Below are 24,604 nucleotides of genomic sequence, written 5' to 3'. Positions count from 1 at the left end.
ACGTCAAAGCTCACGATTGTCGAAAAAAAGGCCGTTCTACACTACGCGATGATACGCCAGGATTCCACTTCTGTGGAATTAGCGGTTATAGTGGCACTATCGGGCGCAGGCGGAGAGCCTCATAGCCACCCTACGGAACCACAAAACAACGGGAGATGTACATGACCTGGGAATATGCGCTAATTGGGCTAGTTGTCGGTATCATCATCGGTGCCGTCGCCATGCGTTTTGGCAACCGCAAATTACGTCAACAGCAGGCGCTGCAGTTCGAACTCGAAAAGAATAAAACAGAGCTTGAAGAGTATCGCGAAGAGCTGGTCAGCCATTTTGCGCGCAGCGCTGAACTGCTGGATAACATGGCCGATGACTATCGCCAGCTGTACCAGCATATGGCAAAAAGCTCCAGCAGCCTGCTGCCGGATACCATGGCGGAGGCTAATCCGTTCCGCAACCGCCTGGCTGAATCAGAAGCCGGTAACGATCAGGCGCCGGTGCAGATGCCGCGCGACTATTCTGAAGGCGCATCCGGCCTGCTGCGCGGTGGTGCAAAACGCGACTAATCCTGCGGTTAGCGTAAAAATATTTTCCGGGCGCACTCTCTGCGCCCGTCTTCCCCCCTACATCCCAGCTACAATTTAAAACATTGACCACGTTGTTACCTGGTCGAAAATTCAATAACATCAGGCCATTCGGGACGATTTTCCACACACCTCAGGTTACGAGAGCCAGCATCTAATGAAGAAACAGACTTTGCTGTTGAGTGCGTTAGCGTTAAGCATCGGGTTATCGTTGTCCGTTATACCTACGGCTACGGCGTCGATACCCACGCAGGTACCGGGCCAGGGAGCGCTGCCGAGCCTGGCGCCGATGCTGGAAAAAGTGCTGCCTGCGGTGGTTAGCGTTCAGGTTGAAGGCACCGCCTCTCCTGCGCAAAACATGCCGGAAGAGCTAAAAAAATACTTTGGCGACAATGCGCCGCAGGAGCAGGCTCAGCCTTTTGAGGGGCTCGGCTCAGGCGTTATCATCGACGCCGAAAAAGGCTATGTGCTGACCAATAATCACGTCATCAGCCAGGCGCAAAAGATAAGCGTCCAGCTCAACGATGGTCGCGAGTTTGATGCGAAGCTGGTCGGTAGCGACGATCAAAGCGATATCGCCCTGCTGCAGCTGCTAAAACCAACCCACCTCACGCAAATCGCTATCGCCGATTCCGATAAGCTGCGCGTGGGTGATTTCGCCGTCGCCGTCGGCAACCCCTTCGGCCTCGGGCAGACCGCCACCTCGGGCATTATCTCCGCCCTCGGCCGCAGCGGCCTGAACCTGGAAGGGCTGGAGAACTTCATTCAGACCGATGCCTCTATTAACCGCGGTAACTCCGGCGGCGCACTGCTGAACCTGAATGGCGAACTTATTGGCATCAATACGGCGATTCTGGCTCCGGGCGGCGGCAGCGTCGGCATCGGCTTTGCCATCCCCAGCAACATGGCAAAAACCCTCGCTCAGCAGCTGATTCAGTTTGGTGAAATCAAACGCGGCCTGCTGGGAATTAAAGGTACTGAAATGAGCGCCGATATCGCCAGGGCGATGAATATCGACGCTCAGCGCGGTGCTTTTGTCAGCGAAGTGCTGCCGAACTCCGGTTCAGCTAAGGCGGGGATTAAATCCGGGGACGTGATTGTCAGCATGAACGACAAGCCGCTCAACAGCTTTGCCGAGCTGCGGTCGCGTATCGCCACCACCGAGCCGGGAACCAAAGTGAAGCTGGGGCTTCTGCGCGACGGTAAGCCGGTGAATGTTGAGGTTACCCTGGATAAGAGCACCTCTTCCAGCGCCAGCGCCGAGCTGATTATACCCGCCCTGCAGGGCGCATCGTTGAGCGATGGTCAGATGAAGGACGGTACCAAAGGCGTGGTGGTTGATAGCGTCGATAAAGCCAGCCCTGCGGCACAGGTCGGCCTGCATAAGGACGATATTATCATCGGCCTTAACCGCGAGCGCATTAGCACTATCGCCGAGCTGCGCAAGGTGCTGGAGAGTAAGCCGGCGGTCATCGCGCTGAACGTGATGCGCGGTAACGAAAGCATTTATCTCCTGCTGCGCTAACGCACGGATCCGGACATGGCGATCGCCGCGATGTCCGGAAATACGCTATTCCTATCGGGCGACGGGACGCAGCCTGCGCGCCGGTAACGTGAAAGACGACGCCCGTAAGTCGTGTTATGCTGCGCCTGTCCATTAATCAACGATATCTGCATCATGCCTGGAAAGCTTTTACGTTCAGTACTCATTGGTTTGATCGTCGGGGGACTGCTGCTGGCCGCAATGCCCTCGCTGCGTCAATGGCATCTGTCGACGACGACCCAGTACGATAGCGCGGACGAATCGCCCGCCAGCTATAATCCTGCCGTCCGCCGGGCTGCGCCTGCGGTGGTCAACGTCTATAACCGTGCCCTCAACGGCACCAGCCACAATCAGCTGACCCTGGGTTCCGGCGTCATCATGGACCAGCGCGGGTATATTCTGACCAATAAGCACGTTATTAACGACGCTGATCAGATCATCATCGCGCTGCAGGACGGCCGCGTCTTTGAAGCCCTGCTGGTCGGTTCTGATACCCTGACCGATCTTGCGGTATTGAAAATCAACGCCAACGGCGGCCTGCCGGTTATTCCGATTAATCCGAAACGCGTGCCGCATATTGGCGATGTGGTTCTGGCGATTGGTAACCCGTATAACCTCGGGCAAACCATTACTCAGGGGATTATCAGCGCCACCGGTCGTATCGGCCTTAACCCGACGGGCCGACAAAACTTCCTGCAAACCGATGCCTCTATCAACCACGGCAACTCCGGCGGCGCGCTGGTCAACTCGCTGGGCGAGCTGATGGGCATTAACACGCTCTCATTTGATAAAAGCAACGACGGCGAAACGCCGGAAGGGATCGGTTTTGCTATCCCCTTCCAGCTGGCGACTAAGATCATGGATAAGCTGATCCGCGACGGCCGCGTGATCCGCGGCTACATCGGCATTAGCGGTCGTGAGATCGCGCCGCTACATGCGCAGGGCGGCGGAATCGATCAGCTACAGGGGATCGTCGTGAACGACGTTGCGCCTGAAGGGCCTGCGGCCCAGGCCGGCATCCGCGCCAACGACGTGATTATCTCGGTCAATGACAAACCCGCGGTTTCCGCTCTCGAAACCATGGATCAGGTTGCTGAGATCCGCCCAGGTTCAGAAATTCCGGTGGTGATCATGCGCGAAGATAAGAAAATCACCCTGCATATCGCCGTTCAGGAATACCCGGCAACCAACTAAAGCCCGAAGGCTCGGGCTTTAGCTCGTCATATCGACGTTAACGTCAATCAGTCGTTAACGTCGATCATCGTCTTAATTTCATTGGCCACCGGCAGCGTCCATGCCTCCTGCGCACGCGCCAGCGGCAAACGTCGGCTTATCAGGATATCGGCGTTCAGCCTCTGCGCCTCCAGCGCCGCAATAACCGCAGGCCAGGTAAACTTGTAGCGCATTACGCCATGAACAGTGACTTCGCGTTCTATCACTGCCGACATAGGAAAGCCTCCCACCTGCTCGCCCACGCCAATCATTATTGCCCGGCCGCCGGAAAGCACGCTCAGACAGGCGTCGTGGCGCACGGACTGTACGCCCGTGCATTCCAGCAGCACGTCGTACTGCCGATCGTTTTCAGCCAGATCGCTCAGCGTTTCAGCCCCCAGCTCGTGGGCAATTTTGCGCCGTCCTTCCTGAGGTTCAGCCAGCACGATCTCCGTCGCGCCAAGCGTTTTCGCAACCTGAACGGCAAATAAACCTACCGGGCCACCGCCGGTAATTAACACCCGGGAACCCAGGCCAATCCGGCCTTTTTGTACCCCGGCCAGGGCAACCGAAATAGTTTCGACCATCGCCGCCGCGCCGTCGCTAACGGCCTCGCTGATGGCATGCGCATTACCTGACGGGACGCAAAGATACTGCTGCATGGCGCCGTAGGTACCCGGCACGCCGAAAAATTTCTGCGTCGGACAGATATTGTAATTCCCCTGCAAACAATGCTGGCAGCGGCCGCAGGGCACCAGCGGATCCACCGAGACGCGCTGACCTACTCTATGCGGAGAAACGCCCTTCCCCACCGCCACAATCGCACCGCCAAACTCGTGCCCCATAATCATCGGCTCGGTAATTATTTCGCTGCCGCATCGGCCGTCGAAGTAAAAATGCTTGTCTGAACCGCATACGCCCACCGAACCGATTTTCAGCAATACTTCTCCGGCCTGCGGCTGCGGCACATCCGTAGTTCGCAGCTCAAGGTTTTTTTTCGCCATCAGGAACAGCGCGCGCTGGCTCTGCGGAATATCCGTTTTAAATTCCATAACGACCTCTTAGTCTGAGTTGATTTTATTGAGCAAAACGCCCGAAGAATCGCCATTGCGCGAGTTGAATTGCCCGTTAAGCAGGCTCTGTTCAATATCCTCCAGCGTTCTTCCCCGCGTCTCCGGGGCGTAGCGCCATACGAAGACCCAGGCGAGCGCATTGACCACCGCCAGCGCGCCGAACACGAGGCCAATGCCAAGGGCATCCGCCGTGAAATAGAGCAGCAGGGTGACAAGGAAATTGACGACCCACAGCGCAAACGAGCACAAAGCCGTCCCCTTGCCCCGCACGCCAAGGGGGAATATTTCGGCGCAGTACAGCCAGGTCACCACCGACAGGCTGCCGCCGTTGAAGGCGAAATATCCCAGCAGGCAGGCCAGCACGATGATTTTATGGCCGTCGCTCAGCAGCTCCTGCGCGTGGGCGGACCAGGGCAACAGCATCGACATCACCGCCAGCACGACTACCGCGCCGGGCAGGCCAATCAGCATCAGCCGCCGCCGCCCGAGTACGTCCAGCAGCCAAATGCCCAGCAGTGTAAATACCGTGAGCACCACGCCGATCCCGACGGAACCCAGGATCGCCACCGATTTGCCAAACTGCGCCATCACCAGTAAAGAAGGGGCGTAATAGATGATGGCGCTGATGCCGGTAGCCTGAGAGAAAATAGCGATGCCAAGGCCTGCGACCAGCGCGGGCCGCACCCAGGGCTGAAACAGCTCTCTCCAACTCGACTGCTGGTCCCGATGCAGTCGTTCTATCTCCTTTACTTCCAGAGCGGCTTCGTGTCCGGTGCGCCCTACGCGGACGAGTATTTCCTCCGCCCGTTTAGCCTGCTGCTTGCCTACCAGCCAGCGCGGGCTTTCCGGCAGATACAGCATCATCACGATAAAAATCACCGCCGGGATAACCGCCAGCCCGAGCATCCACTCCCAGGCGCCGGACGGACCAAGCAGATAGCCTACGGCGTAGGCCAGCAGCGTGCCGACGCAGATCATCATCTGGAACAGCACGCCCTGAGCGCCACGCCGATGGGCAGGCGCGAGCTCGGCGATATACATCGGAACGATTTGCGAGGAGCCGCCAACGCCCAGGCCAAGCAGGAAACGCATGATAATCAGCATATTGAGAGAGGTCGCTAAGGCGCAGCCCAGAGCGAATAAGGCAAACAATATTGAGATGACGATGACGGTTCTGCGTCGGCCCAGGCGGTCCGAGAGCGGGCCGGTCAGCAGCGCGCCAAATATCGCGCCGAGCAGCGTGGCGGAGGTGACCACCGACTGCATAAAGGCGTTGTCCGCGATGGCAAAATCCTCGCGCAGAAAGAGCAAGGCGCTGGCAATGATGCCCGTATCGTAGCCGTAGAGCAGGCCGCCGATGCTTGCGCCGATGGCGACCAGAAAGCTGTAGCGTCTACCGCGATCGATGGTTGTGGGACGGGTCGATAAGTTGTTCATATTAACCTCACAAGAGAATAGTCAGGCTCCCCGGACCAAATTTCGGCAAAGGGAGGCCAGGCGATAGCAGGTATCACAAAAAGTAAGGATTAATGGGAGAAAACGGGCTTCCCACAGGTCGTACGGCGCGCTACGGCAATCGGATCGGGACGATCGTGCGCGCTAAAGATCACACCTCGTGAACAGGGATCTTCAGAAGCTGCCCAAGTTTATGAAACGCCTGGGCGTGGTATCCCCGTCCCATGGCGCAGTGGTGGGTCGGGCCGCAGGCGGACCACTCATCCACAAAAGCGCGCAGCCCTTTGCGGAAACGGAACAGGGCGTTGGTATCCCCAAGCTGCAGCGTTTTACCTTCCACCAACTCGCCCTCTGCCAGCACCAGCATGTACTGTCCGTCGGCCCCTTGAGTCACTGAAGCCAGAGTTACCGGCCCGGTAGCCGGGGTAAACTGCGTCAGAAAACCGCTGCCCGGCTTGCCGTGGAAGACCGGGCTCATTTTGAGCAGGGATTTTTCATCGGCGATGTCAGGATCGCCCGCCCCGCTGTGCCCAACGATGCAAAGATCCTGGTTAAAATCCATCGAGTAAAGCTCGGTCAGCGTCGCGCTGCCGGCCAGGGATTTCATCAGCGTCAGCGCGATCGCCGTTTTGATGTCGGCCTCTACCGGGCAGGCGATGCCCTGGCGGGTCAGCATGGAAAAGACCGGATTCGACGCGGAGATTATCTGGTGCATATAGCCGCCAGGCTGCACCTCGAAATGGTTCGACAGCGCAATCAGCCGGTGATCGTCCACCAGCTTGCGGGTCGCCAGATAGACCTCAATCATTGAGGTCAGGTGCTGCTCATCCAGATCCTCCGGCAGGCGGAACACCTCTTTCACCTCCTGTCCCACCCGCTCGATGTCGTCCTGGTTAAAGCCGTGAGCAATATTGGCCGCAATGTCTTCCCAGTTCAGGTGCTTCACGTAGCTGCCGAAAGTGCGGAAAATCTGCGTTTCATCGACGTTGAGATCCATCATCCCCGGATAAGGGCGGCCAAGAATGCCAATATTCCCGGACTTTAGACGACGACAGGCATTAGCCGCATCGCACCACTGGCTCATCTTCTCATCAAGGATCGTATCTCCCTCGAGATAGCCGGAAACCACCGCAAAAGAATGCTCGAAACGGCGCAGCACGGCAGTCATTTCGGGCAGACCGGCGCAGGTACAGCCTTGGCCCAGCCAGTCGTCGATAGTCCGGGTTTTATCCAGATCCAGCGCGGGTACTGACTGCACGTTCAACAGCACCAGCGTCACGTTGCCCAGCGCGCGCACGACCGGCAGCAGTGACTCTGACGAGGCGTAAGTTGTCAGGTGGCAGAAGATAATATCCACGTCTTCCGCCTGAAAGCGCAGCCCCGCCTCCCGCGCCCTTTCCGGGTTGTCTACCATCCCGACGGCAACGACGTCGCGTGGCGAGAATTTTTCCAGTAGCCGATGATGGTGCTCCATCAGGCGCTCTTTCATGCCCGAAAACTGCGGCCAGTAAGCCTCAAGGCCGATAGCGAAAATACCAATTTTTGCACTCATACAGATTCTCCTTTGCGGTTATACAATGCGGGTAGCCGCCACGCCGAGCAGGCCAGCAAGCTTTTCAAGCGTTGCACCGTGGTGGCCGATGCCGATGGCGCAGTGATGAGCAGCCCCACCGCGCGACCAGCTTTCGGTAAAGGCCCGGGCGCCGCAGGCGAAACGGTAGCGGCTGTTGGTATTGCCGATATCCAGCACTTCACCTGCCAACGACTCCCCTTCGGCGTACTGCAAAATCACCCGGTTGTTGACGTCTTCTACCACCGACAGAAAGGTGACCGGCCCGTTGCGTACGCTCATTTGGATTGAGATCCCCTTGCCGGGCTTGCCGTGATAAACCGGCAAAGGAACAAGACGCACCTCTCCTTCCGCCATGGCCGGATGCGCCGGGCCATCGTGTCCCCACAAAACAACATCATCATCAAAATCAATGCCGTAAGGTTCAGCAAACGAGCCTCCGGCACCCAGCAGCGAGAGAATTTTCATCGCGATGACGTTTTTAACCTCGTACTCCCCGGCGACCGGAATCTCTCGTCCGGTGAGCAGCGTGTTGCCCACAATCAGTGAGGTGACAATATTTTCATGGGCACTGCCCGGCGTGCCTTCGTAGTAATAAGCCAGCGCGTGCAGTTTGTTTTCCTGGACCAGGCTGTCGAGGGCGACGGCGGTGTGCGTGGCTCGCCGCAGCTCCTGCTCATCGCAGCTGTCATCGATGACCAGCGTTTCTTTTATTTCCCGCAGCTTCTCTTCTATCTGCCTGGCGGAAACCTGCTCGCGCCAGCTTAGCAACTCGCACATCTCCAGCGGCTGGAAGCGCACGCCAAGCTTTGCCGAGAGGTTCGTCATGTTGGAATAGACGTCGTACATGCCGTTGTAGTAGTGGCCCAGCACGCCAATCTGCGTCTGCGCCAGCTGCTTTTTCAGGGTCAGCGCCGTCAGCCAGGCGCCGGCTTCACGCCAGACGTGAGGATCGTTATGCAGCGCCCCGACGATCATTTCCCAGCGGATCCCGGCGCGATTAAACACGTTCGCCAGCTCCGGCGCGCTGCATGCCTGGCAATGCGCCAGCCACTCGCCGGTGCGCGCCCCGCGATCGGGCAGATCGCGAATCACGCTATACGGCAAGGAGCGCTCGGGCTGGAGAGCGAGGATCAGCACCGGCACGCTAAACTGCTGCACCAGCGGCAGCACCGTCGAGCTCAGGGCGTAGGTGCTGATGGCGATCACGATGACGTCCGGGGAAAACTGCCTGAGGCACCGGGCCAGCGCATCGCTTTTCTCCAGCGAATCGACCAGCCCACCGTTGATGATATCGATCGACGGCGCGCAGAGCTGCCCTTCAATCTCCTGCAAATAGCCCAGCAGGCGCTGCTCAAGGCCGCTGAACTGTGGCCAGTAGGTATTGAGCCCGATACCAAATAGCGCGGCATTAAGCACGACGGGTGTGTTCATAGGTTATCTCCTGATGAGGATAAATCTTCTGAGAAAGGAAAATGACCGCGTCCCGGGCCCCGTTCCTGCAGCGCTCGCCGGCAGTGGCTAGGGGACTGATTAAAGGTTTTCTGAAAGATGACCGCGAAGTAGTTGCTGTCGCTAAATCCGCTCACCGCCGCCACTTCTGCAATGGAGAGTTCACTGGTGCCGAGCAGCGTAATGGCGCGGCACAGGCGGCGCTGCATCTGGTAGCGGCTGATGGTCATACCGGTTATCTGTTTGAAAGCGTCGCGCACCGAACGCGGAGAAAGCTGGTGCTGCGCGCAGAGGGACTCCAGCTCAAACTTCTCATTCAGCCGCGAGCCGAGGCTGGCAATGACCAGATCGATATCCTGACGGGCGCGAGAAGCCAGCGTGTCCGGCGCGTAGCGGTGGCGCATTAGCAAAAGTACCAGTTCGAGAAATATCGACTCGGTCAGGCGTAAAGAGAGGGGCTCCCGCTTGCTGCATTCCCCAGCGAGGCGCTCGACGTGCTGGCGAATCAACGCCAGCGACTCCCGGGTCAATCGCCAGCTGCGGCTTTGCTGGTGGGTTTCCGTGCCGGGCAGCAGATTGTGCCAGTCGGTGCCCAGGCGCAGGCGGTCGCGGCAAAACAGAATGTTGCCCAGCTCGAGGTTATCGACCGACTGATAATAGTGGCTATCCTGCTGGGTCACGTACAGCACGTCGCCGTAGGTAATGCGGTACGGCAGCCCGTTCCAGATATGCAGTCCATTACCGCGCCAGACGATGACAATTTCATCAAAATCATGGCGATGTAGAGGGAAGATATCCTGCGGACAACGATGTTCCACCGCCACCGGATGGGCGGCACTCGCGAAGTAATCACTGCGCTTTAGCATTAAGGAGGTCATGTTTTTCCCGGTGATGGCGGCAAGGTGGAATCAATATAAGCCAGCCAAAAGCCGCGCCGCCTTAAGAGGCGGGTGGAAATTCGGTCGTAGCGTGACCAAAAAATCAAGAATCAGGAAGGGATTGCAGAAGTTGCAGAGGCGATCACATTTTGATAACAATTAAAGGCGAGTGGGCCAGCAGAGGCTTTAAAACAGCGAGCGGGCAAGGCTGCCCGCTCGTTTATATCATTCGCATATCAGAACAGTTACTTATTAACGAAATCTTCGCCCAGGGCGATATCTTTCTTCAGCGTATCGAGCATGCCTTCCAGCGCCTGTTGTTCAAACGCGCTGAGCGTGCCAATCGAACGACGCTCTTCTACACCATTTTTGCCCAACAGCAGCGGCTGTGAGAAGAAGCGCGCGTACTGGCCATCGCCTTCAACATAGGCGCATTCCACCACGCCCTTCTCGCCCTGCATCGCGCGGACCAGCGAGAGGCCGAAACGCGCTGCCGCCTGGCCCATAGAGAGGGTTGCCGATCCGCCACCGGCTTTGGCCTCAACGACTTCGGTGCCGGCGTTTTGAATACGTTTCGTCAGGTCTGCCACCTCTTGTTCGCTGAAGCTTACGCCAGCAATCTGTGACAGTAACGGCAGGATTGTGACGCCAGAGTGGCCGCCAATCACCGGCACTTCGACATCAGATGAGGATTTACCTTTCAGCTCAGCGACAAAGGTATTAGAGCGGATAATGTCCAGCGTGGTGACGCCAAACAGCTTGTTCTTATCGTAAACGCCGGCTTTTTTCAGCACTTCTGCCGCAATCGCCACCGTCGTGTTCACCGGGTTGGTAATAATACCGATGCAGGCCTGCGGGCTGGTTTTGGCAATCTGCTGAACCAGATTTTTCACGATACCGGCGTTAACGTTAAATAAATCGGAGCGATCCATTCCTGGCTTGCGCGCAACGCCAGCGGAAATCAGCACCACATCAGCGCCTTCGAGCGCCGGGGTTGCGTCTTCACCGGAGAAACCTTTGATTTTTACATCGGTAGGGATATGGCTAAGATCAACCGCCACGCCCGGGGTTACCGGAGCAATGTCGTACAACGAGAGTTCTGAACCTGAAGGCAGTTGGGTCTTAAGTAGTAGGGCAAGCGCCTGGCCGATTCCACCAGCGGCGCCGAGGACTGCAACTTTCATCCTAAACTCCTTATTATGGTTAATATAGTCTTTCGTTACTCCGTCGCCTGGACCTTAATTCACAAGATGAACAATTACAATAAGTATGGTTGAAGAATGCGTTCTGGTGCGCAGCGATGCATCCGCTTCGCATTTTCATCCCTGAGACTGACCATCCAGCAAAGCGTAGTACCGGACCGACTAGTGGTTACAATACACCCAGCCTGTTCGGCAAAACAACACCAATCTCATAACATTTAATTTACTTTTACAGCTATTTACGCCCCGTGATGAAGGCATGTTCCTTAGCAGGGTTATTTGCTAAAATATGCCCCCTTCATAACATTATTTACTTTATCCCCTTGCGGATTATTTGCATAAAAATTCATGATTATGCATAATGATGTTGTTTTTACCACCATAATCTGGGTGACTTATGCGAAGTTCGGCAAAACAAGAAGAACTGGTTAAAGCATTTAAACTGCTGCTTAAAGAAGAAAAATTCAGCTCTCAAGGTGAAATCGTCCAGGCGTTGCAGGAAGAAGGTTTCGATAATATCAACCAATCGAAAGTCTCGCGCATGCTCACAAAATTTGGCGCGGTACGCACCCGCAATGCCAAAATGGAAATGGTCTACTGTCTGCCTGCCGAGCTTGGCGTTCCGACGACGTCCAGCCCGCTGAAAAACCTGGTACTGGACATCGACTATAACGACGCCGTCGTGGTTATCCATACCAGCCCAGGCGCAGCGCAGCTCATCGCGCGTCTTCTCGACTCCCTGGGTAAAGCGGAAGGCATCCTCGGCAGTATTGCCGGCGATGACACCATCTTTACCACCCCGGCCAGAGGCTTTACCGTCAAAGATCTGCACGACGCGATTCTGGTCCTGTTTGAGCAAGAACTCTAAGCCCTCTCCCTCACCCTCTGGCTGCCGCCGGAGGGTCCTTCAAAAAATGCAGCATTTTTTTAACATTTAGTGTGGTTTTTCACGCCTATACATTCCTTTACTGAATGAATGGGCCGAAAACGCACAAAATATCAAATACGTCCATCCATATGATTTTATTAGAAATAGCGGGCACATGCGGCTAATAAATGACATTTCTAATTCTTATACGTTATAAAAAAGACATTTCTATGTAATTATTTACACTCAAAACAATTAGCATGGTATTAATATTTTTGGTGATTAGTGTATACTTGATTTTGTGATGAGGGTCACGAAACAAAGAGCCCTCAATAAAAAGATTCGACGAGGTGAACATCATGAAAATCAAAACAACCGTAGCTGCACTCAGTATCCTGTCCGTGCTCTCTTTTGGCGCTTTTGCCGCTGATTCAATCAACAGCGATCAGGCTCAAGGCCGTCAGTCAATCGGCACCGTTTCCGTCGGCGCGGTAAGTGCTTCCCCGATGGATATGCACGAAATGCTGAACAAAAAAGCGCAGGAGGAAGGGGCTTCTTCCTATCGCATTATCGAAGCGCGCACCGGTGACCACTGGCACGCAACGGCAGAGCTTTATAAATAAGCGTTAACGTCAGTCGGTTATTAACTGAATACAGAATATCTCCAGCGGCCCAGGTACATCGCAAACCTCCCGCCGCTGCAATCAACATGGTTGGAGTAAAAATTATGAAAACTGCAATGATCATCGCATCTCTGGGCCTGGCTTCCGTACTCTCCTTCGGCGCAAGCGCCGCCGTACAGCAGGTCAACGCCGAACAGGCTCAAAACCTACAGTCCATGGGCACCGTTTCTGTCTCGCAGGTAGGCAGCGCGCCGATGGATATGCGCCAGGAACTGGCGGCGAAAGCCGCTAAAGAAGGCGCCAGCAGCTACCGTATTATTGAAGCCCGTACCGGCGACAGCTGGCACGCTACGGCTGAGTTGTACAAATAAACCCTCGTCGTCTTGTCCGACGACTTGCCCCCGCCTGTCGGGGGCTTTTTTATGCCTGTCTGGCATTAAAACGCAGCTCCCCTTCCAGCTCTTCTTCCGCTTCATCAAACAGCAGGATCAACGCGCCAAAGCGCCGTCGCTGCTTATCGCTCAAGTGAATAAACTCAATCTCCAGCGGTAGCGGCAGCAGACCACCGGTGGTCGCTTCCCAGAGCGAATCCAGGTTGTTTACTCTCTCCCGACCCAGCTCAAAGACGCGTGAAAACTCGCGATAGAAATCCTGCTGTTCCGCTATGTCATCGAAATCAAACGTGTAGACCGTCATCGCCCGCCCCCGCTAAAAACCCGCAGCCATTCCCCGCTAAATACCATACCGCCGGACGGTCTCTTTACCATCCTTATATTTCTCAATCGAAGGGGTACCGTTGATGAATAAGTATAGCGATAAAAAAACCGACGCTTCAGGCGTCGGTTTTTAGTCTTTAGCTATTTGTCAGCACATGCTGATACTTACGCAGCATCTCCACCAGCCGTCGGACCGGCTCCGTCACCTGCGGCGAGGCTTCCCAGAGCCGTAGCTTCTCCTGATAAATATCCAGCTCATCGAGCAGGCGGGAGAAGTAGCGTCGACGCTTGTCGTCATTGCCTGCGGAGATAACGTGATCCGCAGTACGGCGCAGCTGGCGATGGTATGCCGACAGATCGTCGTTAACCGGCACCGGCGCATCGCGCAGGCGCTGGTGAGCAATAATCAGCGTCAGCGCCAGGCGGAAACGGGCAATATCGTCCGGGAACTTGCTCAGCAATAAGAAGAGCTGCTGATAGAGGGCCGGCAGATGGTTCTCTTTGCGCCTGGCGGTATTGGTGGTGAGCGATGACACCGCCGCCGAGACAAACTGATTGAGCAGCACGCGCCCGGTGCGCTCCCGCGAATTATCCCGCACCAGCAGGATAACCATCAGCGCGAGGAAACAGCCGACTATCTGGCCTAACGCACTGTCAAGGAACTGGCTGAACTGGAACTGCATCGGGTTATCCAGCACCAGGATATTGATGGTACCGGCCAGCGCCCCCATCGAACCCAGCCGCCGCTTCTGTACTTCAATCCCGATGAAGAATGCCATTACCGCCAGGCTAATACAGAGCAGCAGCATGCTCTGCTGCGTCGCGGGCATAATCACGAGGAAGAAAAACGCCCCCAGCGGAAGCGCCACCAGCATCCCGTAGAGGAAGTCCAGCGCCACCATACGCGGGTTCGGCAGGCGCATCGCCAGCGCCGTGACTACGGCGATCATCACCATCGCCCCGCTGCCGGAGGTCCAGCCGGTCCACAGCCAGAACAAGGTGCCGAGAATGCACGAAATGGAGGTTCGCCAGAAGTTCACCATCGCATGGTGGCGCTCGGCTGACTCGGCCTTGATGACCACTTCGCCCCGCAGCACCTCATCTTCAATGCGGCTAATTTTGGTATTGCCGACCACGCCCCTTTTTAACAGCAGATAGCGCGTCGCGGCGCCGACCCAGCTATAGATCGTGACCGGCGTATTATGCTCCCCTTTCCAGGTCAGAAAGCGGCGCATTCTCTTCAGCTGGCGATGGACATCCTGCACGCTCTCAACCGGCTCGGCGAACAGCTCGCGGTAATCATCCGTCACCATTTCCGGGCGTGAGTTCTGGATTAAGTAGGTCTCGCAGGCCTGGGTGATCAGCGTCAGGGAGAGCGTATTAATCGCCTTCAGCCGCTGGTTCACCTTGGCCCAGCGCGAGGACTCCATAATCAGGTTTCCGCGCATGCCTTCCAGCGCGCTGGTCCGACGAACCAACGCTCCCCAGGCTTTGTCCACCACTGCGCTGTCGCCATGCGCCACGCAGAGCTGCATCAGGCGATAGTGTTCGACCAGCAGGTTATCCAGCTCGAGGTCGATCTCTTTTTTGATCGACCGCGGCGAAAACAGCAGGTCCGCCACGATGGCGCTGACGATACCGACCACGATCTCGCTGCAGCGCTCGACGGCAAACTGCGGTGCCAGCATCGGATCGGTATGAATAGTGATAACAATGATCAGCGCGGTATAGCCCGCGAGTCCCCATGCGTAGGAGTTTTCAACCCGCACCAGCGAAGAGAGCCAGGTGCAGAATCCGGCCCACAGGCAGCACACCAGCATCATCAGCAGCGGGGCGCGGATCATCAGGATGATAATAGCCAGCGCCGCAATACAGCCGATAAAGGTGCCGACGATACGCAGCATCCCACGATAGCGAATGGCGCCCGAATAGGGCTCTCCGCCGGCCGCAAACGCCGGGCCCGCGGCAACGATTGCCGCCGTCAGCACCGCCCAGCGGGGCGTTTCCAGCTGAAAGTGGAAGCCAACGAAGAGTGCCAGCACCACCGCGCATGCCAGCTTAATGGCAAAGCGGAGGTGCCGGGGGGCGATTGTGAAGATCCCCATGACGATTAACCAAACTCACGCAGGCGCAGGGCCAGTTTCTGGAAGAAATTCGCCTGCCGGACGTCGCGGTCCTCTTTGCCGGTGATCACCACCGTTGCGGTGGTTCCCGCCGGCCAAATATTGCCCTGCTGCTTATCGAGACGAATACGCACCGGTACGCGCTGCGCCAGGCGCACCCACTCAAGGTTCGAGTCCACGGAGGCCATGCCTTTTGCATCGCTGCTGCTGCTGGCGTTGGTCACCCCGGCGGCAATGCTGTCAACCGTCCCTTTGATCGTGCTGCTGCTGCCCAGCGGGGTGATCTCCGCCCGGAAGCCCGGACGTACGCCTTCCAGCTTGGTCTCTTCGAGGTAGGCCACCACGTAGAAGGTATCCTGTTTCACCAGCGCCACCGCCGTAGAGCCGCGGGTAATAAATTCACCGCTGTAGACGTTGAGGTTGGTCACCCAGCCGTCGGCCGGCGCGCGGATAACCGTCCGCTGCAGGTCGAGCTTCGCCAGATCGCGGCTTGCCACCGATTTCGCCAGCTGGTGTTCCACCGTCTGCAGGACGTTATTGGCCTGGTCTATCTCCTCCCGGGACATTGCCTGAACGCCGAGCCGGTTACGACGGCCGGCCTCAACGCGCTTCTCCTGGGCCAAAGTTTGGTAATAGGAGACGTCGGCCTCGGCCTCTTCAAGCGCCTTCTGGTAGCGCGGTTGGTCAATCACGAATAAAACCTGACCTTGCTTAACCAGCTGGTTATCCTTGATGTTAACCTGCGAAATCAGCCCCGAGACGTCGGGCGCGATGGCCACGATGTCGGCGCTAAAGCGCGCATCACGCGTCCACGGCGATGCGGTGTAGTAGACCCACGCGCGAAAAATTGCGACAAATGCCAGGATAACCAGTATCACAGTGATTGCGGTACGGAGGATATTTCTTGTTAGTGTTTTCACATCAACCTCAAACGAACAAACGCGATATCAGATAAAAAAGGCAGCAATATAACGCGGTATTAAACAGTGCAGGGTGCCAGACGAAGTCATAGATGCCGGTAGGAACCAGCAGTCGGTGCACCAGCCAGAAAACGGCCAGCGATATTAACAGCTCAAAGAAGATCGGCGGAAACGACAAGCCGAAAATCACGATGACAGGAAACAGACTCATGATGACCTTGATAAGAAGCGTACAGGTGGTAAGCGTGAAGCATTTATTATGTAGCTAACAATATAGTAACGTAACAATTGCAGCATGATCTATATTATGTGATCTAAATCACTTTTAAGTCAGAGTGAACAATGGAACGACTAAAACGCATGTCCGTTTTTGCCAGAGTGGTTGAACTGGGTTCATTTACCGCCGCGGCCCGCCAGCTCCAGATGAGCGTATCTTCAATCAGCCAAACCGTATCCAGGCTGGAAGATGAGCTGCAGGTAAAGCTGCTTAACCGCAGCACCCGCAGCCTTGCCTTAACGGAAGCCGGGAAAATTTATTATCAGGGCTGCCGCCGAATGCTGCATGAAGCCCAGGACGTCCACGAGCAGCTTTACGCGTTTAACAACACGCCAATCGGCACGCTGCGCGTCGGCTGCTCTTCAACTATGGCACAGAATGTCCTGTCCCACATTACCGCAGGCATGCTCAAAGAGTACCCCGGACTGTCGGTTAATCTGGTCACCGGGATCCCGGCACCGGACCTGATCGCCGACGGCCTGGACGTGGTTATTCGCGTCGGCGCGCTGCAGGATTCCAGCCTCTTTTCACGTCGTCTGGGGTCGATGCCGATGGTGCTCTGCGCGGCAAAGAGCTACCTTCAGCAGGCGGGGATCCCGGAAAAGCCGGCGGATCTCGCCAGCCACTCCTGGCTTGAATACAGCGTGCGTCCGGATAACGAATTCGAAATCATCGCGCCAGAAGGGATCTCGACGAAGCTGATCCCGCAGGGGCGCTTCGTCACTAACGATCCGATGACGCTGGTGCGCTGGCTGAGCGCCGGCGTCGGCGTCGCTTACGTTCCGCTCATGTGGGCGATCGAAGAGATCAACCGCGGGGAGCTTGAGATCCTGCTGCCAAGCTATCAGTCGGATCCCCGCCCGGTGTACGCGCTATATACCGAAAAAGACAAGCTGCCGCTGAAGGTACAGGTGTGCATTAACTACCTGACCGAATATTTTGTCGAGGTGGCGAAAATTTATCAGGGGATGCACGGCCGCGGGCTCGACCACTAGCCGCTGGCGATAACGCGCGGCGGGATAAGTACGGGAAAGGTTACGCCTTCGACGAATGCGAAGGCGTATTGAAGATACTCAGGCAGTGCCGCCGACGGTGAGCTTATCGACCTTCAGCGTCGGCTGACCGACGCCAACCGGCACACTCTGGCCCTCTTTGCCGCAAACGCCAACGCCGCTATCCAGCTTCAGGTCGTTCCCCACCATGGAAATCTGCTGCATGGCTTCGATCCCGGAGCCGATAAGCGTCGCCCCTTTCACCGCCTTAGTCACCTTCCCCTTTTCAATCAGATAGGCTTCAGAGGTGGAGAAAACAAACTTGCCGGAGGTGATATCCACCTGGCCGCCGCCGAAGTTTGGCGCAAAGATACCGTAATCAACCGATTCGATAATCTCCTGCGGCGTCGATTTACCCGCCAGCATATAGGTGTTGGTCATACGCGGCATCGGCAGATGCGCGTAGGATTCGCGACGGCCGTTACCGGTAGGCGCGACGCCCATCAGGCGGGCGTTGAGCTTGTCCTGCATATAGCCTTTGAGGATACCGTTCTCGATCAACACGTTGTATTGACCCGGCGTACCCTCATCGTCAATAGCCAGCGAACCGCGGCGATCGGCAATGGTGCCGTCATCGACCACGGTACAGAGTTCTGACGCCACCAGCTCGCCCATATGGCCGCTGAACACCGACGTCCCGCGACGGTTAAAGTCGCCTTCCAGGCCGTGGCCTACCGCTTCATGCAGCAGTACCCCAGGCCAGCCCGCGCCCAATACCACCGGCAGCATGCCTGCCGGGGCCGCCACGGCGGAGAGATTCACCAACGCCATGCGCACGGCCTCTCTTGCCCAGGCGTCAGCGCGAACCTCGCCCTCTTCGCTACCGAGAAAATAGTCGTAGCCGAAACGTCCGCCGCCGCCGCTGGAGCCGCGCTCGCGTTTGCCATCATCTTCCACCAGCACGCTGACGGAAAGGCGGACCAGCGGTCGAACGTCCGCCGCCAGCGTACCATCGGTCGCCGCAACCAGAATCAGTTCATACACGCCGCTGAGGCTGGCAGACACTTCCTGCACGCGCTTATCGGCGGCCCGCGCCGCTTTGTCTACGCGACGCAGAATATCCAGCTTCTCTTCGCGACTCATGCTTTGCAGCGGATCGATGCTGGCGTACAGCGGGCTATACTCCACCGCGCCAAGAGTGCGCACCTTACCGTCGCCGCTGTCACGCACGATGGTACGCGCCGCCTGCGCGCTTTGCTCCAGCGCCAGCAGGCTGATTTGGTCAGCATAGGCGAAACCGGTCTTTTCCCCGCTTACCGCGCGAACGCCGACGCCCTGGTCGATATTATACGAACCATCTTTGATGATGCTGTCTTCCAGAACCCAGGATTCGTGATAGCTCGACTGAAAATAGAGATCGCCGTAATCAAGACGGCGCTCGGCCAGCTGGCCAAGAATGGCGAAAAGGTCCTGATGGCTCAGGCCGTTTGCCGACAGTAATTGTTCACTTACCAGGTTCAGACTCATCGTTTGCTACTCGTTTGTTGCCGCCTGTCAGGCGGAAATAGGTACCCATAATCATTCAGGTTGCAGAAAGGCGGCAGCTGACCAACCCCGGCAGCTTAGCTCCGGGGTCAACAGGCGTAGCCAACGCATCTGCAGTTTGAAATATAACGGGTATAGAACGCTATATATTGAGAGTGCGATAATTCCCCGCAATCGTCAAATCATTGCTTTTTGTCGCTGCGCGCCTGGCGCAGCACTTCATTGATTTGCGGCTGATCGATAGGACCGGTGATGCGATAGCGCAAAATAGACACCTTATTCCACAGCGGCCCCAGCACCTTGCTGGCGGCAAACACCGCGGCCCCGACAATCGGGTTAATCACGAACGCCGTTGCCACGCCGACGGTCGCCGAGATTTCCGGCGCCACCACCGCCTGCAGGTCCAGTTCGCGGCGCACGAGATCCACCGAGCCTCTCATCGCAATATCCGCTTCAAGGCCGTCAACCAGCGTATCATCGGTATTGAGCACGCCATCTTTAATCCATGCAGTACTGCGGATCGAATCGAACCAGAATCCTTCGCTGAAGGTGTCGCTGAAGTCGAAGCGCAGCTTGCGCAGCAGTGCGTCCACGCTCAGCAGGCGCAGCAGCTGCCCGGCGTGACCGGTGCTAATGTCGGTAAACTCGCCCTTGCCAAGACGGCTTTTCAGCACCCCGTTAAGCGAGGCCACGTCCGGCTGCCACGGCGGCGCGCGCCAGTGCAGATCGTAGTCGACGTCAAACGACGAGCCTTTCACCGGCGTTGAAACGCCAAAGAAGCCGACGAAAGCGTCCGTTTTACTGCCATAAAGCTTACCTTTCAACGAGGTGCGTACTCCGCTTGTCGCATTGACCCACACGCCATCGGCGGTCAGTCGGCCGAAACCGGTATCCACCAGCCCGTTGGCGAGCGTAAGCGTATCGCCGCTAATCGCGAAGTCGCCGTCGATACGCCCATATTTTTGCCCCCACAGCCAGCACTCCGCGCAGCGCAGCTGGAGATCCGGCCAGCCGCGGAAATCGATTCGGCTATCGGCCAAAGGATTGCTGCCGCCCGGCGCCGCATCGCTCTTCTGCGCGGCGGTCGGGTTGTAATAGAGGTAGCGAATGGCCGCCAGCCACGGGGCGTTTTGGCGTATTGTCAGGGAAGCGTTAATTTCCCGGCCCTGCGCTTCAACCTTCGAACCACCGGCCTCCGGTCGGGAGACTAGGCTGACGTTATTCCAGCTTTGCCCGGCAAAGGTCAGCGACGGCGTCCGCAGGGTGATCCGCTCGGGGAAGATGATATTGCTGCTGACTTCATTGGCCGCACCGCCCTGGAACAGGGCCAGCCACTGCGCGCCGTCCATCGGCGGCATGTTGAGCTCTACGCCAGCCTGTTCGGGGAGCGGCGAAATGGCCTTGCTGTCGGAGGTTAAAATCGCCCGATCCAGCGTCAGCTTGCGGTTCAGCAGCCAGCGGCTGTTGATATGGTTTTTCGCGCCAATGGAGCCGGTCAAATCAAAGCTGCTGAGCCCACCTGCGACGTTAATTTTCACCGGCAGCGCTTCGCCGGCTGGCTTGTCTACGGGCGCAGGTAAGCGACTGCTCACATTCTTTAGATCGCCGTTAATATCGACCTTGTAGCTTGCGCTGCCGCGATACGGCAGCTCAATCGCCACCTTACCGTCCCACGGCACGCTGCCGCTCACCGCCTCATCGATAGCTTTCGGCAGCAGGCCGGTGCGCGACGGCTGCCAGCTGGCGTTCATTCCCACATCGACCAGGAAGGCTTTCTGCCCCTCGGTGGTGGAGAAATTAAGGTTCAGCGGCTGATTAAACCAGCTGGCGCTCATGTTCTCGCTTTTCAGATTGCCGTTAACAAAGCTGAATTTACCGCTGAGGTTGTCCAGCGTCGCATTGATAGGCTTGATAAACAGGCTGTTATTTTTGAGGTTCACGTCGCCTTTGGCGGTCGTCAGCTCACCGTCCAGCGGAATGTCGAGATGTAAGCGAGCGCTCACACCACCATCCAGTTGCAGCTCATCCAGCGCGGTGCCCAGCGTCTCTTTGAGCGGCGTCTCTTTGAAGTACGGGCCAACCTCTTTGCCCGCACCGTTTATATCGGCGTCGATCAGCAGCTTTTCCCGCGAATAGTCAGGGATCGCCGCCTCAAGGTTGCTGGCGGTCACCTTGCCCAGCATGACCTTATCGGCCTTCATCCACAGCCCGTTATTGATAAAGTCGAGGTTGATGTCCAGACCGGTCAGCGCCGGCCAGTCCGGCTGGAAAGCGAAGGTGGCGTTGGTCAGCGGGACGGAAACCTGGAACTGGCCTTCGTTGTGCAGATAGGGGAACAGGTGCGGGTTGCCGCCGTAAACCAGCGTCGCATCGGTGGACTGGCCGCCTTGAATCGCGCCGCTGAGGTAATCCACCAGCTGTTTGCCCATCAGGTTTTCCGGGAAATAGCGCCACGCCTGACCGCCGTCATTGGTGCTGATCCCTGCCAGGATGCCCAGCCAGGGCTCATCGCCCTGCGGCTGTAAATAGCGGAAGCCGCCCCGAGCGCGCACGCCGGTTGCCTGTACGTCAATATTGCGCCCGTCGAGCATAAAGCCCTTTTCATTCTTTACCCAGCTAAGGGTCGCGTCGCCCTGCGCGATTTCCAGCGGCGCGCGAAATACCGTTTCATAGGGCATTTTCGCCTGCGTCATGCTGGCATGCAGAGAGCCGTTCTCAACGCTTCCGGCGACGCTGCCGGAGAAGTGCTCCGCGCCGGGCAACAGCTTCCACTGCTTCCACGAAAAGTCGCTCCAGCTGGCCTGAAAGCGCGATTTTTCCGCCGCCTGCAGCGGGATATCCAGCGCCAGAAGATTAATTTTGCCGTTTGGCCGGGTGGTGCGCCAGATTTCGCCGAGCGCGGGCGCCAGCTTATCGGCAAAAGGCTGCAGCCCGGTCAGACCGTTCAGCTCAAGGTTGCTCGCGCGGATGCGCAGCTCGTCGCTGCGGGAACGGTCGTCCCCGCCAACGTCCTGCGCCGGGATCCACGCCATCGCCAGCGCGCCGCGAGGCCACGACTTGCCGTCAATCGAGATCCGCGTATCGGGAATACGGAAGCCCCAGCTCTGCTTATCGCGGGAGATGTGCGCCGTCAGGTTATCCACCACCAGCCGATGGGGCTGATTATCGCCCTGCCAGCTGGCGCCGCCTTTTTTCAGCCATACGTCGCCGCCGGCGATATCGCCTTTGTCGATAGTCATCCAGCCTTCAAGGCTAAAACGCGCGCTCTGCAGGGCGATATTGTCCTGCATCCAGCGGCCCAGCCACGGCTTCACGTCAATATCATCCGCCTGCAGCCATACGCGGCCCTTGTTCAGCAGGCCGTTTTCATCGCGCAGATCCATCCGCACCTTCATCACCCCGTGCTGGCCGTTGAGGCTGGAAAGGCTCAGCTCGCCTTCCGCGCGATGACGATTTTTACCGTTCAGCCAGGTGAGCTGCGGAATGGCCAGTTCGGCGCGCTGGCCGGAGAGGGTCACGAAGCTCAGGTGGCTGTCGCGGAGAATAAAGTGATCGAACTGGCGCAGGAACAGATCGCCGATGTGGTCGGTTTTCAGGCTCTCGCCGCCGTCGTTAGTCTGGATCGGCGTGTTGGTGTGGATTTTTAGCTGCCAGAAGGTGAGATCGCGAAACTGCCAGCGCATGTGGAGCAGGCTTTGCCATACGTCCAGCGCGAGGGTAACGCGTTTAACCGACAGCTCGCCGCCGTCTTTGAGGCCGGCTTTCACATCGCGGACGTCCAGCGTGGGGCCAAAAGTCTCCCAGCTGGCGCTCAGCCGGGAAGCCTCGACCGGAGAGCCGGAGATCGCGGAGATTTTCTCCAGCAGCTGGGGACGCCATGCGTCCAGCTGCGGCAGCACGAGACGCAGACCGCTCACCAGCAGTGCGATGACAACAATCAGTGTTGCCACGGTGAGCAGTAATATCCCGGGCAGTCGCCTCACGCATCTCTCCTTGTCAAACTATTACACCTCATCCTTCATCTGCCCCTCGGCGCTGCGTTCACGGGTTCCGCCCGGCCGGCGCGTCACCGCGGCCGAAAGGCCGAACGAGGGCAAACCAGATGATTACATCATCACCACATCAAACTGCTCTTGATTATAGAGCGGTTCAATTTGCACTTTGACCTGTTTACCGACAAAGATTTCGACTTCCGCCAGCGCGTGGGACTCTTCCCCTTTCAGGGTTTCCGCGACGGCAGGAGAAGCATAGACCAGGAAACGATCGGAGTCGTAGGCATGATGTACGCGGACGATCTCGCGCATGATTTCATAACACACCGTTTCAACCGATTTTACCGTGCCGCGACCGTGGCAGGTCGGGCAGTCCTTACACAGCACGTGCTCCACGCTTTCGCGGGTGCGCTTACGGGTCATCTCCACCAGCCCAAGCTGGGAGAAGCCGTTGATGCTGGTTTTCACCCGATCCTTATTCAGCGCCTGCTCCAGAGAATGCAGCACCCGGCGGCGGTGATCTTCATTATTCATATCAATGAAATCAATGATAATAATCCCGCCGAGGTTGCGCAGCCGCAGCTGGCGGGCAATCGCCTGGGTCGCCTCAATGTTGGTATTGAAGATGGTATCGTCAAGATTGCGGTGGCCGACGAAGGCCCCGGTGTTGATGTCAACGGTGGTCATCGCCTCGGTCTGATCGATAACCAGATAGCCGCCGGACTTCAGCTCCACTTTACGCTCCAGCGCGCGCTGAATTTCGTTCTCCACGTCAAAGAGATCGAAGATCGGCTGACGGCCGCTGTAGTGCTCGAGCTTGCTGGTCATCTCCGGCATATATTCGGCGGTGAACTCCAGCAGCGATTCGTAGGTCAGGCGGGAGTCGACGCGAATGCGGTCAAGATGGGCATCGGCAAAATCGCGCAGCACGCGCTGAGCCAGCGCCAGCTCGCCGTACATCTGATAGCGGGTCTGCTGGCGCTTCTTACGCTCCATGACCTTCGTCCAGACGCGCTTGAGGTAGGCAGCATCGGCGGCCATTTCCTGCTCGTGTACGCCTTCCGCCGCCGTACGGATGATAAATCCGCCCAGCTCATCGCAGTAGTCGGCGACAACCTTCTTCAGGCGCTCACGCTCCGCTTCGCTCTCAATACGCTGGGAAACCCCAACGTGCGAGGCCCCAGGCATAAACACCAGATAGCGGGAAGGAATGGTGATATCGGTCGTCAGACGGGCGCCTTTCGTACCAAGGGGGTCTTTCACCACCTGCACCATCAGGTCCTGGCCCTGACGGACCAGCTCGGAAATATCGCGCACGGTGAACTGCTTTTGCTCTTCCCCGGCGACGCACTCGGTGTGCGGCATGATGTCTGAAGCGTGCAGAAATGCGGCCTTATCCAGGCCAATATCTACAAAAGCCGCCTGCATCCCCGGCAGCACTCGGCTGACACGACCCTTGTAGATATTGCCTACGATCCCACGCCGCGCTTCGCGCTCAATGTGAATTTCCTGCAGAATACCGCCATCGATATACGCGACGCGCGTTTCCGATGGCGTTACGTTCACTAATAATTCAGCCGTCATC

Annotated in this window: 20 protein-coding genes; 7 read left to right on the top strand and 13 right to left on the bottom strand. The window is 57.4% G+C overall.

Going from position 1 to position 24,604, the window contains the following annotated elements:
- Positions 1–161 precede the first annotated feature (161 nt).
- The 3 genes from zapG (at position 162) to degS (ending at position 3,315) form a co-directional block, all read left to right on the top strand.
- Complete coding sequence (gene zapG, locus RTE01_RS16645; RefSeq protein ID WP_041147439.1) at positions 162–560, top strand: Z-ring associated protein ZapG; 399 nt, start codon at positions 162–164, stop codon at positions 558–560.
- A 175-nt stretch (positions 561–735) separates the two neighbouring features.
- On the top strand, positions 736–2,103 hold the full coding sequence (degQ, locus tag RTE01_RS16640; protein ID WP_041147440.1) for a serine endoprotease DegQ: 1,368 nt from the start codon (positions 736–738) through the stop codon (positions 2,101–2,103).
- Between the two features lie 153 nt (positions 2,104–2,256).
- Positions 2,257–3,315 carry an outer membrane-stress sensor serine endopeptidase DegS gene (gene degS, locus RTE01_RS16635; protein WP_041147441.1) on the top strand — a complete coding sequence of 353 codons (1,059 nt, stop codon included), beginning with the start codon at positions 2,257–2,259 and terminating at the stop codon, positions 3,313–3,315.
- 47 nt (positions 3,316–3,362) lie between these two features.
- On the opposite strand, the gene RTE01_RS16630 is transcribed toward degS, so the two are convergent.
- The 6 genes from RTE01_RS16630 to mdh form a co-directional block, all read right to left on the bottom strand.
- Positions 3,363–4,385, bottom strand: a complete 1,023-nt coding sequence (locus tag RTE01_RS16630; protein WP_134527905.1) for an alcohol dehydrogenase catalytic domain-containing protein — start codon at positions 4,383–4,385, stop codon at positions 3,363–3,365.
- Positions 4,386–4,394: 9 nt separating this feature from the next.
- Entirely contained in the window at positions 4,395–5,843 is a 1,449-nt protein-coding gene (locus RTE01_RS16625; RefSeq protein WP_134527908.1) for a sugar porter family MFS transporter, read from the bottom strand.
- A gap of 169 nt (positions 5,844–6,012) precedes the next feature.
- Positions 6,013–7,413, bottom strand: a complete 1,401-nt coding sequence (locus RTE01_RS16620; protein ID WP_134527911.1) for a sugar isomerase — start codon at positions 7,411–7,413, stop codon at positions 6,013–6,015.
- A gap of 18 nt (positions 7,414–7,431) precedes the next feature.
- A complete protein-coding gene (locus RTE01_RS16615; RefSeq protein WP_134527913.1) occupies positions 7,432–8,865 on the bottom strand; it encodes an L-fucose/L-arabinose isomerase family protein in 1,434 nt (477 codons plus the stop codon).
- Complete coding sequence (locus RTE01_RS16610) at positions 8,862–9,761, bottom strand: helix-turn-helix domain-containing protein (RefSeq protein ID WP_123551873.1); 900 nt, start codon at positions 9,759–9,761, stop codon at positions 8,862–8,864. The genes RTE01_RS16615 and RTE01_RS16610 overlap by 4 nt, the downstream gene beginning before the upstream one ends.
- A gap of 245 nt (positions 9,762–10,006) precedes the next feature.
- Positions 10,007–10,945 (bottom strand): malate dehydrogenase, encoded by a 939-nt coding sequence (mdh, locus tag RTE01_RS16605; protein WP_041147447.1) that lies wholly within the window; start codon positions 10,943–10,945, stop codon positions 10,007–10,009.
- 415 nt (positions 10,946–11,360) lie between these two features.
- Here mdh and argR point away from each other — a divergent pair, with 415 nt between their 5' ends.
- The 3 genes from argR (at position 11,361) to yhcN-B (ending at position 12,825) form a co-directional block, all read left to right on the top strand.
- Positions 11,361–11,831 carry a transcriptional regulator ArgR gene (gene argR, locus RTE01_RS16600; RefSeq protein ID WP_041147448.1) on the top strand — a complete coding sequence of 157 codons (471 nt, stop codon included), beginning with the start codon at positions 11,361–11,363 and terminating at the stop codon, positions 11,829–11,831.
- A gap of 359 nt (positions 11,832–12,190) precedes the next feature.
- Positions 12,191–12,454, top strand: coding sequence for a peroxide/acid stress response protein YhcN (yhcN, locus tag RTE01_RS16595; protein WP_041147449.1), 264 nt, complete (start codon positions 12,191–12,193; stop codon positions 12,452–12,454).
- 104 nt (positions 12,455–12,558) lie between these two features.
- Positions 12,559–12,825, top strand: a complete 267-nt coding sequence (gene yhcN-B / locus RTE01_RS16590; RefSeq protein WP_045857851.1) for a DUF1471 family stress response protein YhcN-B — start codon at positions 12,559–12,561, stop codon at positions 12,823–12,825.
- A 49-nt stretch (positions 12,826–12,874) separates the two neighbouring features.
- Here the strand turns inward: yhcN-B and RTE01_RS16585 are convergent, their stop codons facing one another.
- From RTE01_RS16585 to aaeX, 4 genes are all read right to left on the bottom strand, one after another.
- Positions 12,875–13,150, bottom strand: coding sequence for a barstar family protein (locus tag RTE01_RS16585; protein ID WP_041147450.1), 276 nt, complete (start codon positions 13,148–13,150; stop codon positions 12,875–12,877).
- Positions 13,151–13,307: 157 nt separating this feature from the next.
- Positions 13,308–15,275, bottom strand: a complete 1,968-nt coding sequence (aaeB, locus tag RTE01_RS16580; protein ID WP_041147451.1) for a p-hydroxybenzoic acid efflux pump subunit AaeB — start codon at positions 15,273–15,275, stop codon at positions 13,308–13,310.
- Positions 15,276–15,280: 5 nt separating this feature from the next.
- Positions 15,281–16,213, bottom strand: coding sequence for a p-hydroxybenzoic acid efflux pump subunit AaeA (gene aaeA / locus RTE01_RS16575; protein WP_041147452.1), 933 nt, complete (start codon positions 16,211–16,213; stop codon positions 15,281–15,283).
- Between the two features lie 7 nt (positions 16,214–16,220).
- Positions 16,221–16,424, bottom strand: coding sequence for a p-hydroxybenzoic acid efflux pump operon protein AaeX (gene aaeX / locus RTE01_RS16570; RefSeq protein ID WP_041147453.1), 204 nt, complete (start codon positions 16,422–16,424; stop codon positions 16,221–16,223).
- Between the two features lie 131 nt (positions 16,425–16,555).
- On the opposite strand from aaeX, the gene aaeR reads away from it, so the two are divergent.
- The gene (gene aaeR / locus RTE01_RS16565) at positions 16,556–17,485 is read left to right on the top strand and encodes an HTH-type transcriptional activator AaeR (RefSeq protein WP_115191777.1); all 930 of its coding nucleotides are present in this window, start codon (positions 16,556–16,558) and stop codon (positions 17,483–17,485) included.
- Positions 17,486–17,563: 78 nt separating this feature from the next.
- On the opposite strand, the gene tldD is transcribed toward aaeR, so the two are convergent.
- The 3 genes from tldD to rng form a co-directional block, all read right to left on the bottom strand.
- Entirely contained in the window at positions 17,564–19,009 is a 1,446-nt protein-coding gene (tldD, locus tag RTE01_RS16560) for a metalloprotease TldD (RefSeq protein WP_041147455.1), read from the bottom strand.
- A gap of 200 nt (positions 19,010–19,209) precedes the next feature.
- A complete protein-coding gene (gene yhdP, locus RTE01_RS16555) occupies positions 19,210–23,010 on the bottom strand; it encodes an AsmA2 domain-containing protein YhdP (RefSeq protein WP_141335195.1) in 3,801 nt (1,266 codons plus the stop codon).
- 123 nt (positions 23,011–23,133) lie between these two features.
- On the bottom strand, positions 23,134–24,603 hold the full coding sequence (rng, locus tag RTE01_RS16550; RefSeq protein ID WP_134527916.1) for a ribonuclease G: 1,470 nt from the start codon (positions 24,601–24,603) through the stop codon (positions 23,134–23,136).
- Position 24,604 lies beyond the last annotated feature (1 nt).

This window comes from Klebsiella terrigena (assembly GCF_006539725.1).
Taxonomy (GTDB): domain Bacteria; phylum Pseudomonadota; class Gammaproteobacteria; order Enterobacterales; family Enterobacteriaceae; genus Klebsiella; species Klebsiella terrigena.
This window is presented reverse-complemented; position numbering and strand designations above follow the sequence as displayed.

Bases quoted from the DNA above. Each gene is read 5' to 3' on its own strand.
- RTE01_RS16585 (WP_041147450.1), bottom strand. From the start codon at position 13,150: ATGACGGTCTACACGTTTGATTTCGATGACATAGCGGAACAGCAGGAT.
- aaeR (WP_115191777.1), top strand. From the start codon at position 16,556: ATGGAACGACTAAAACGCATGTCCGTTTTTGCCAGAGTGGTTGAACTG.
- yhcN-B (WP_045857851.1), top strand. From the start codon at position 12,559: ATGAAAACTGCAATGATCATCGCATCTCTGGGCCTGGCTTCCGTACTC.
- aaeB (WP_041147451.1), bottom strand. From the start codon at position 15,275: ATGGGGATCTTCACAATCGCCCCCCGGCACCTCCGCTTTGCCATTAAG.
- mdh (WP_041147447.1), bottom strand. From the start codon at position 10,945: ATGAAAGTTGCAGTCCTCGGCGCCGCTGGTGGAATCGGCCAGGCGCTT.
- RTE01_RS16610 (WP_123551873.1), bottom strand. From the start codon at position 9,761: ATGACCTCCTTAATGCTAAAGCGCAGTGATTACTTCGCGAGTGCCGCC.
- argR (WP_041147448.1), top strand. From the start codon at position 11,361: ATGCGAAGTTCGGCAAAACAAGAAGAACTGGTTAAAGCATTTAAACTG.
- tldD (WP_041147455.1), bottom strand. From the start codon at position 19,009: ATGAGTCTGAACCTGGTAAGTGAACAATTACTGTCGGCAAACGGCCTG.
- RTE01_RS16615 (WP_134527913.1), bottom strand. From the start codon at position 8,865: ATGAACACACCCGTCGTGCTTAATGCCGCGCTATTTGGTATCGGGCTC.
- degQ (WP_041147440.1), top strand. From the start codon at position 736: ATGAAGAAACAGACTTTGCTGTTGAGTGCGTTAGCGTTAAGCATCGGG.
- aaeX (WP_041147453.1), bottom strand. From the start codon at position 16,424: ATGAGTCTGTTTCCTGTCATCGTGATTTTCGGCTTGTCGTTTCCGCCG.
- rng (WP_134527916.1), bottom strand. From the start codon at position 24,603: ATGACGGCTGAATTATTAGTGAACGTAACGCCATCGGAAACGCGCGTC.
- degS (WP_041147441.1), top strand. From the start codon at position 2,257: ATGCCTGGAAAGCTTTTACGTTCAGTACTCATTGGTTTGATCGTCGGG.
- RTE01_RS16630 (WP_134527905.1), bottom strand. From the start codon at position 4,385: ATGGAATTTAAAACGGATATTCCGCAGAGCCAGCGCGCGCTGTTCCTG.
- zapG (WP_041147439.1), top strand. From the start codon at position 162: ATGACCTGGGAATATGCGCTAATTGGGCTAGTTGTCGGTATCATCATC.
- yhcN (WP_041147449.1), top strand. From the start codon at position 12,191: ATGAAAATCAAAACAACCGTAGCTGCACTCAGTATCCTGTCCGTGCTC.
- RTE01_RS16620 (WP_134527911.1), bottom strand. From the start codon at position 7,413: ATGAGTGCAAAAATTGGTATTTTCGCTATCGGCCTTGAGGCTTACTGG.
- RTE01_RS16625 (WP_134527908.1), bottom strand. From the start codon at position 5,843: ATGAACAACTTATCGACCCGTCCCACAACCATCGATCGCGGTAGACGC.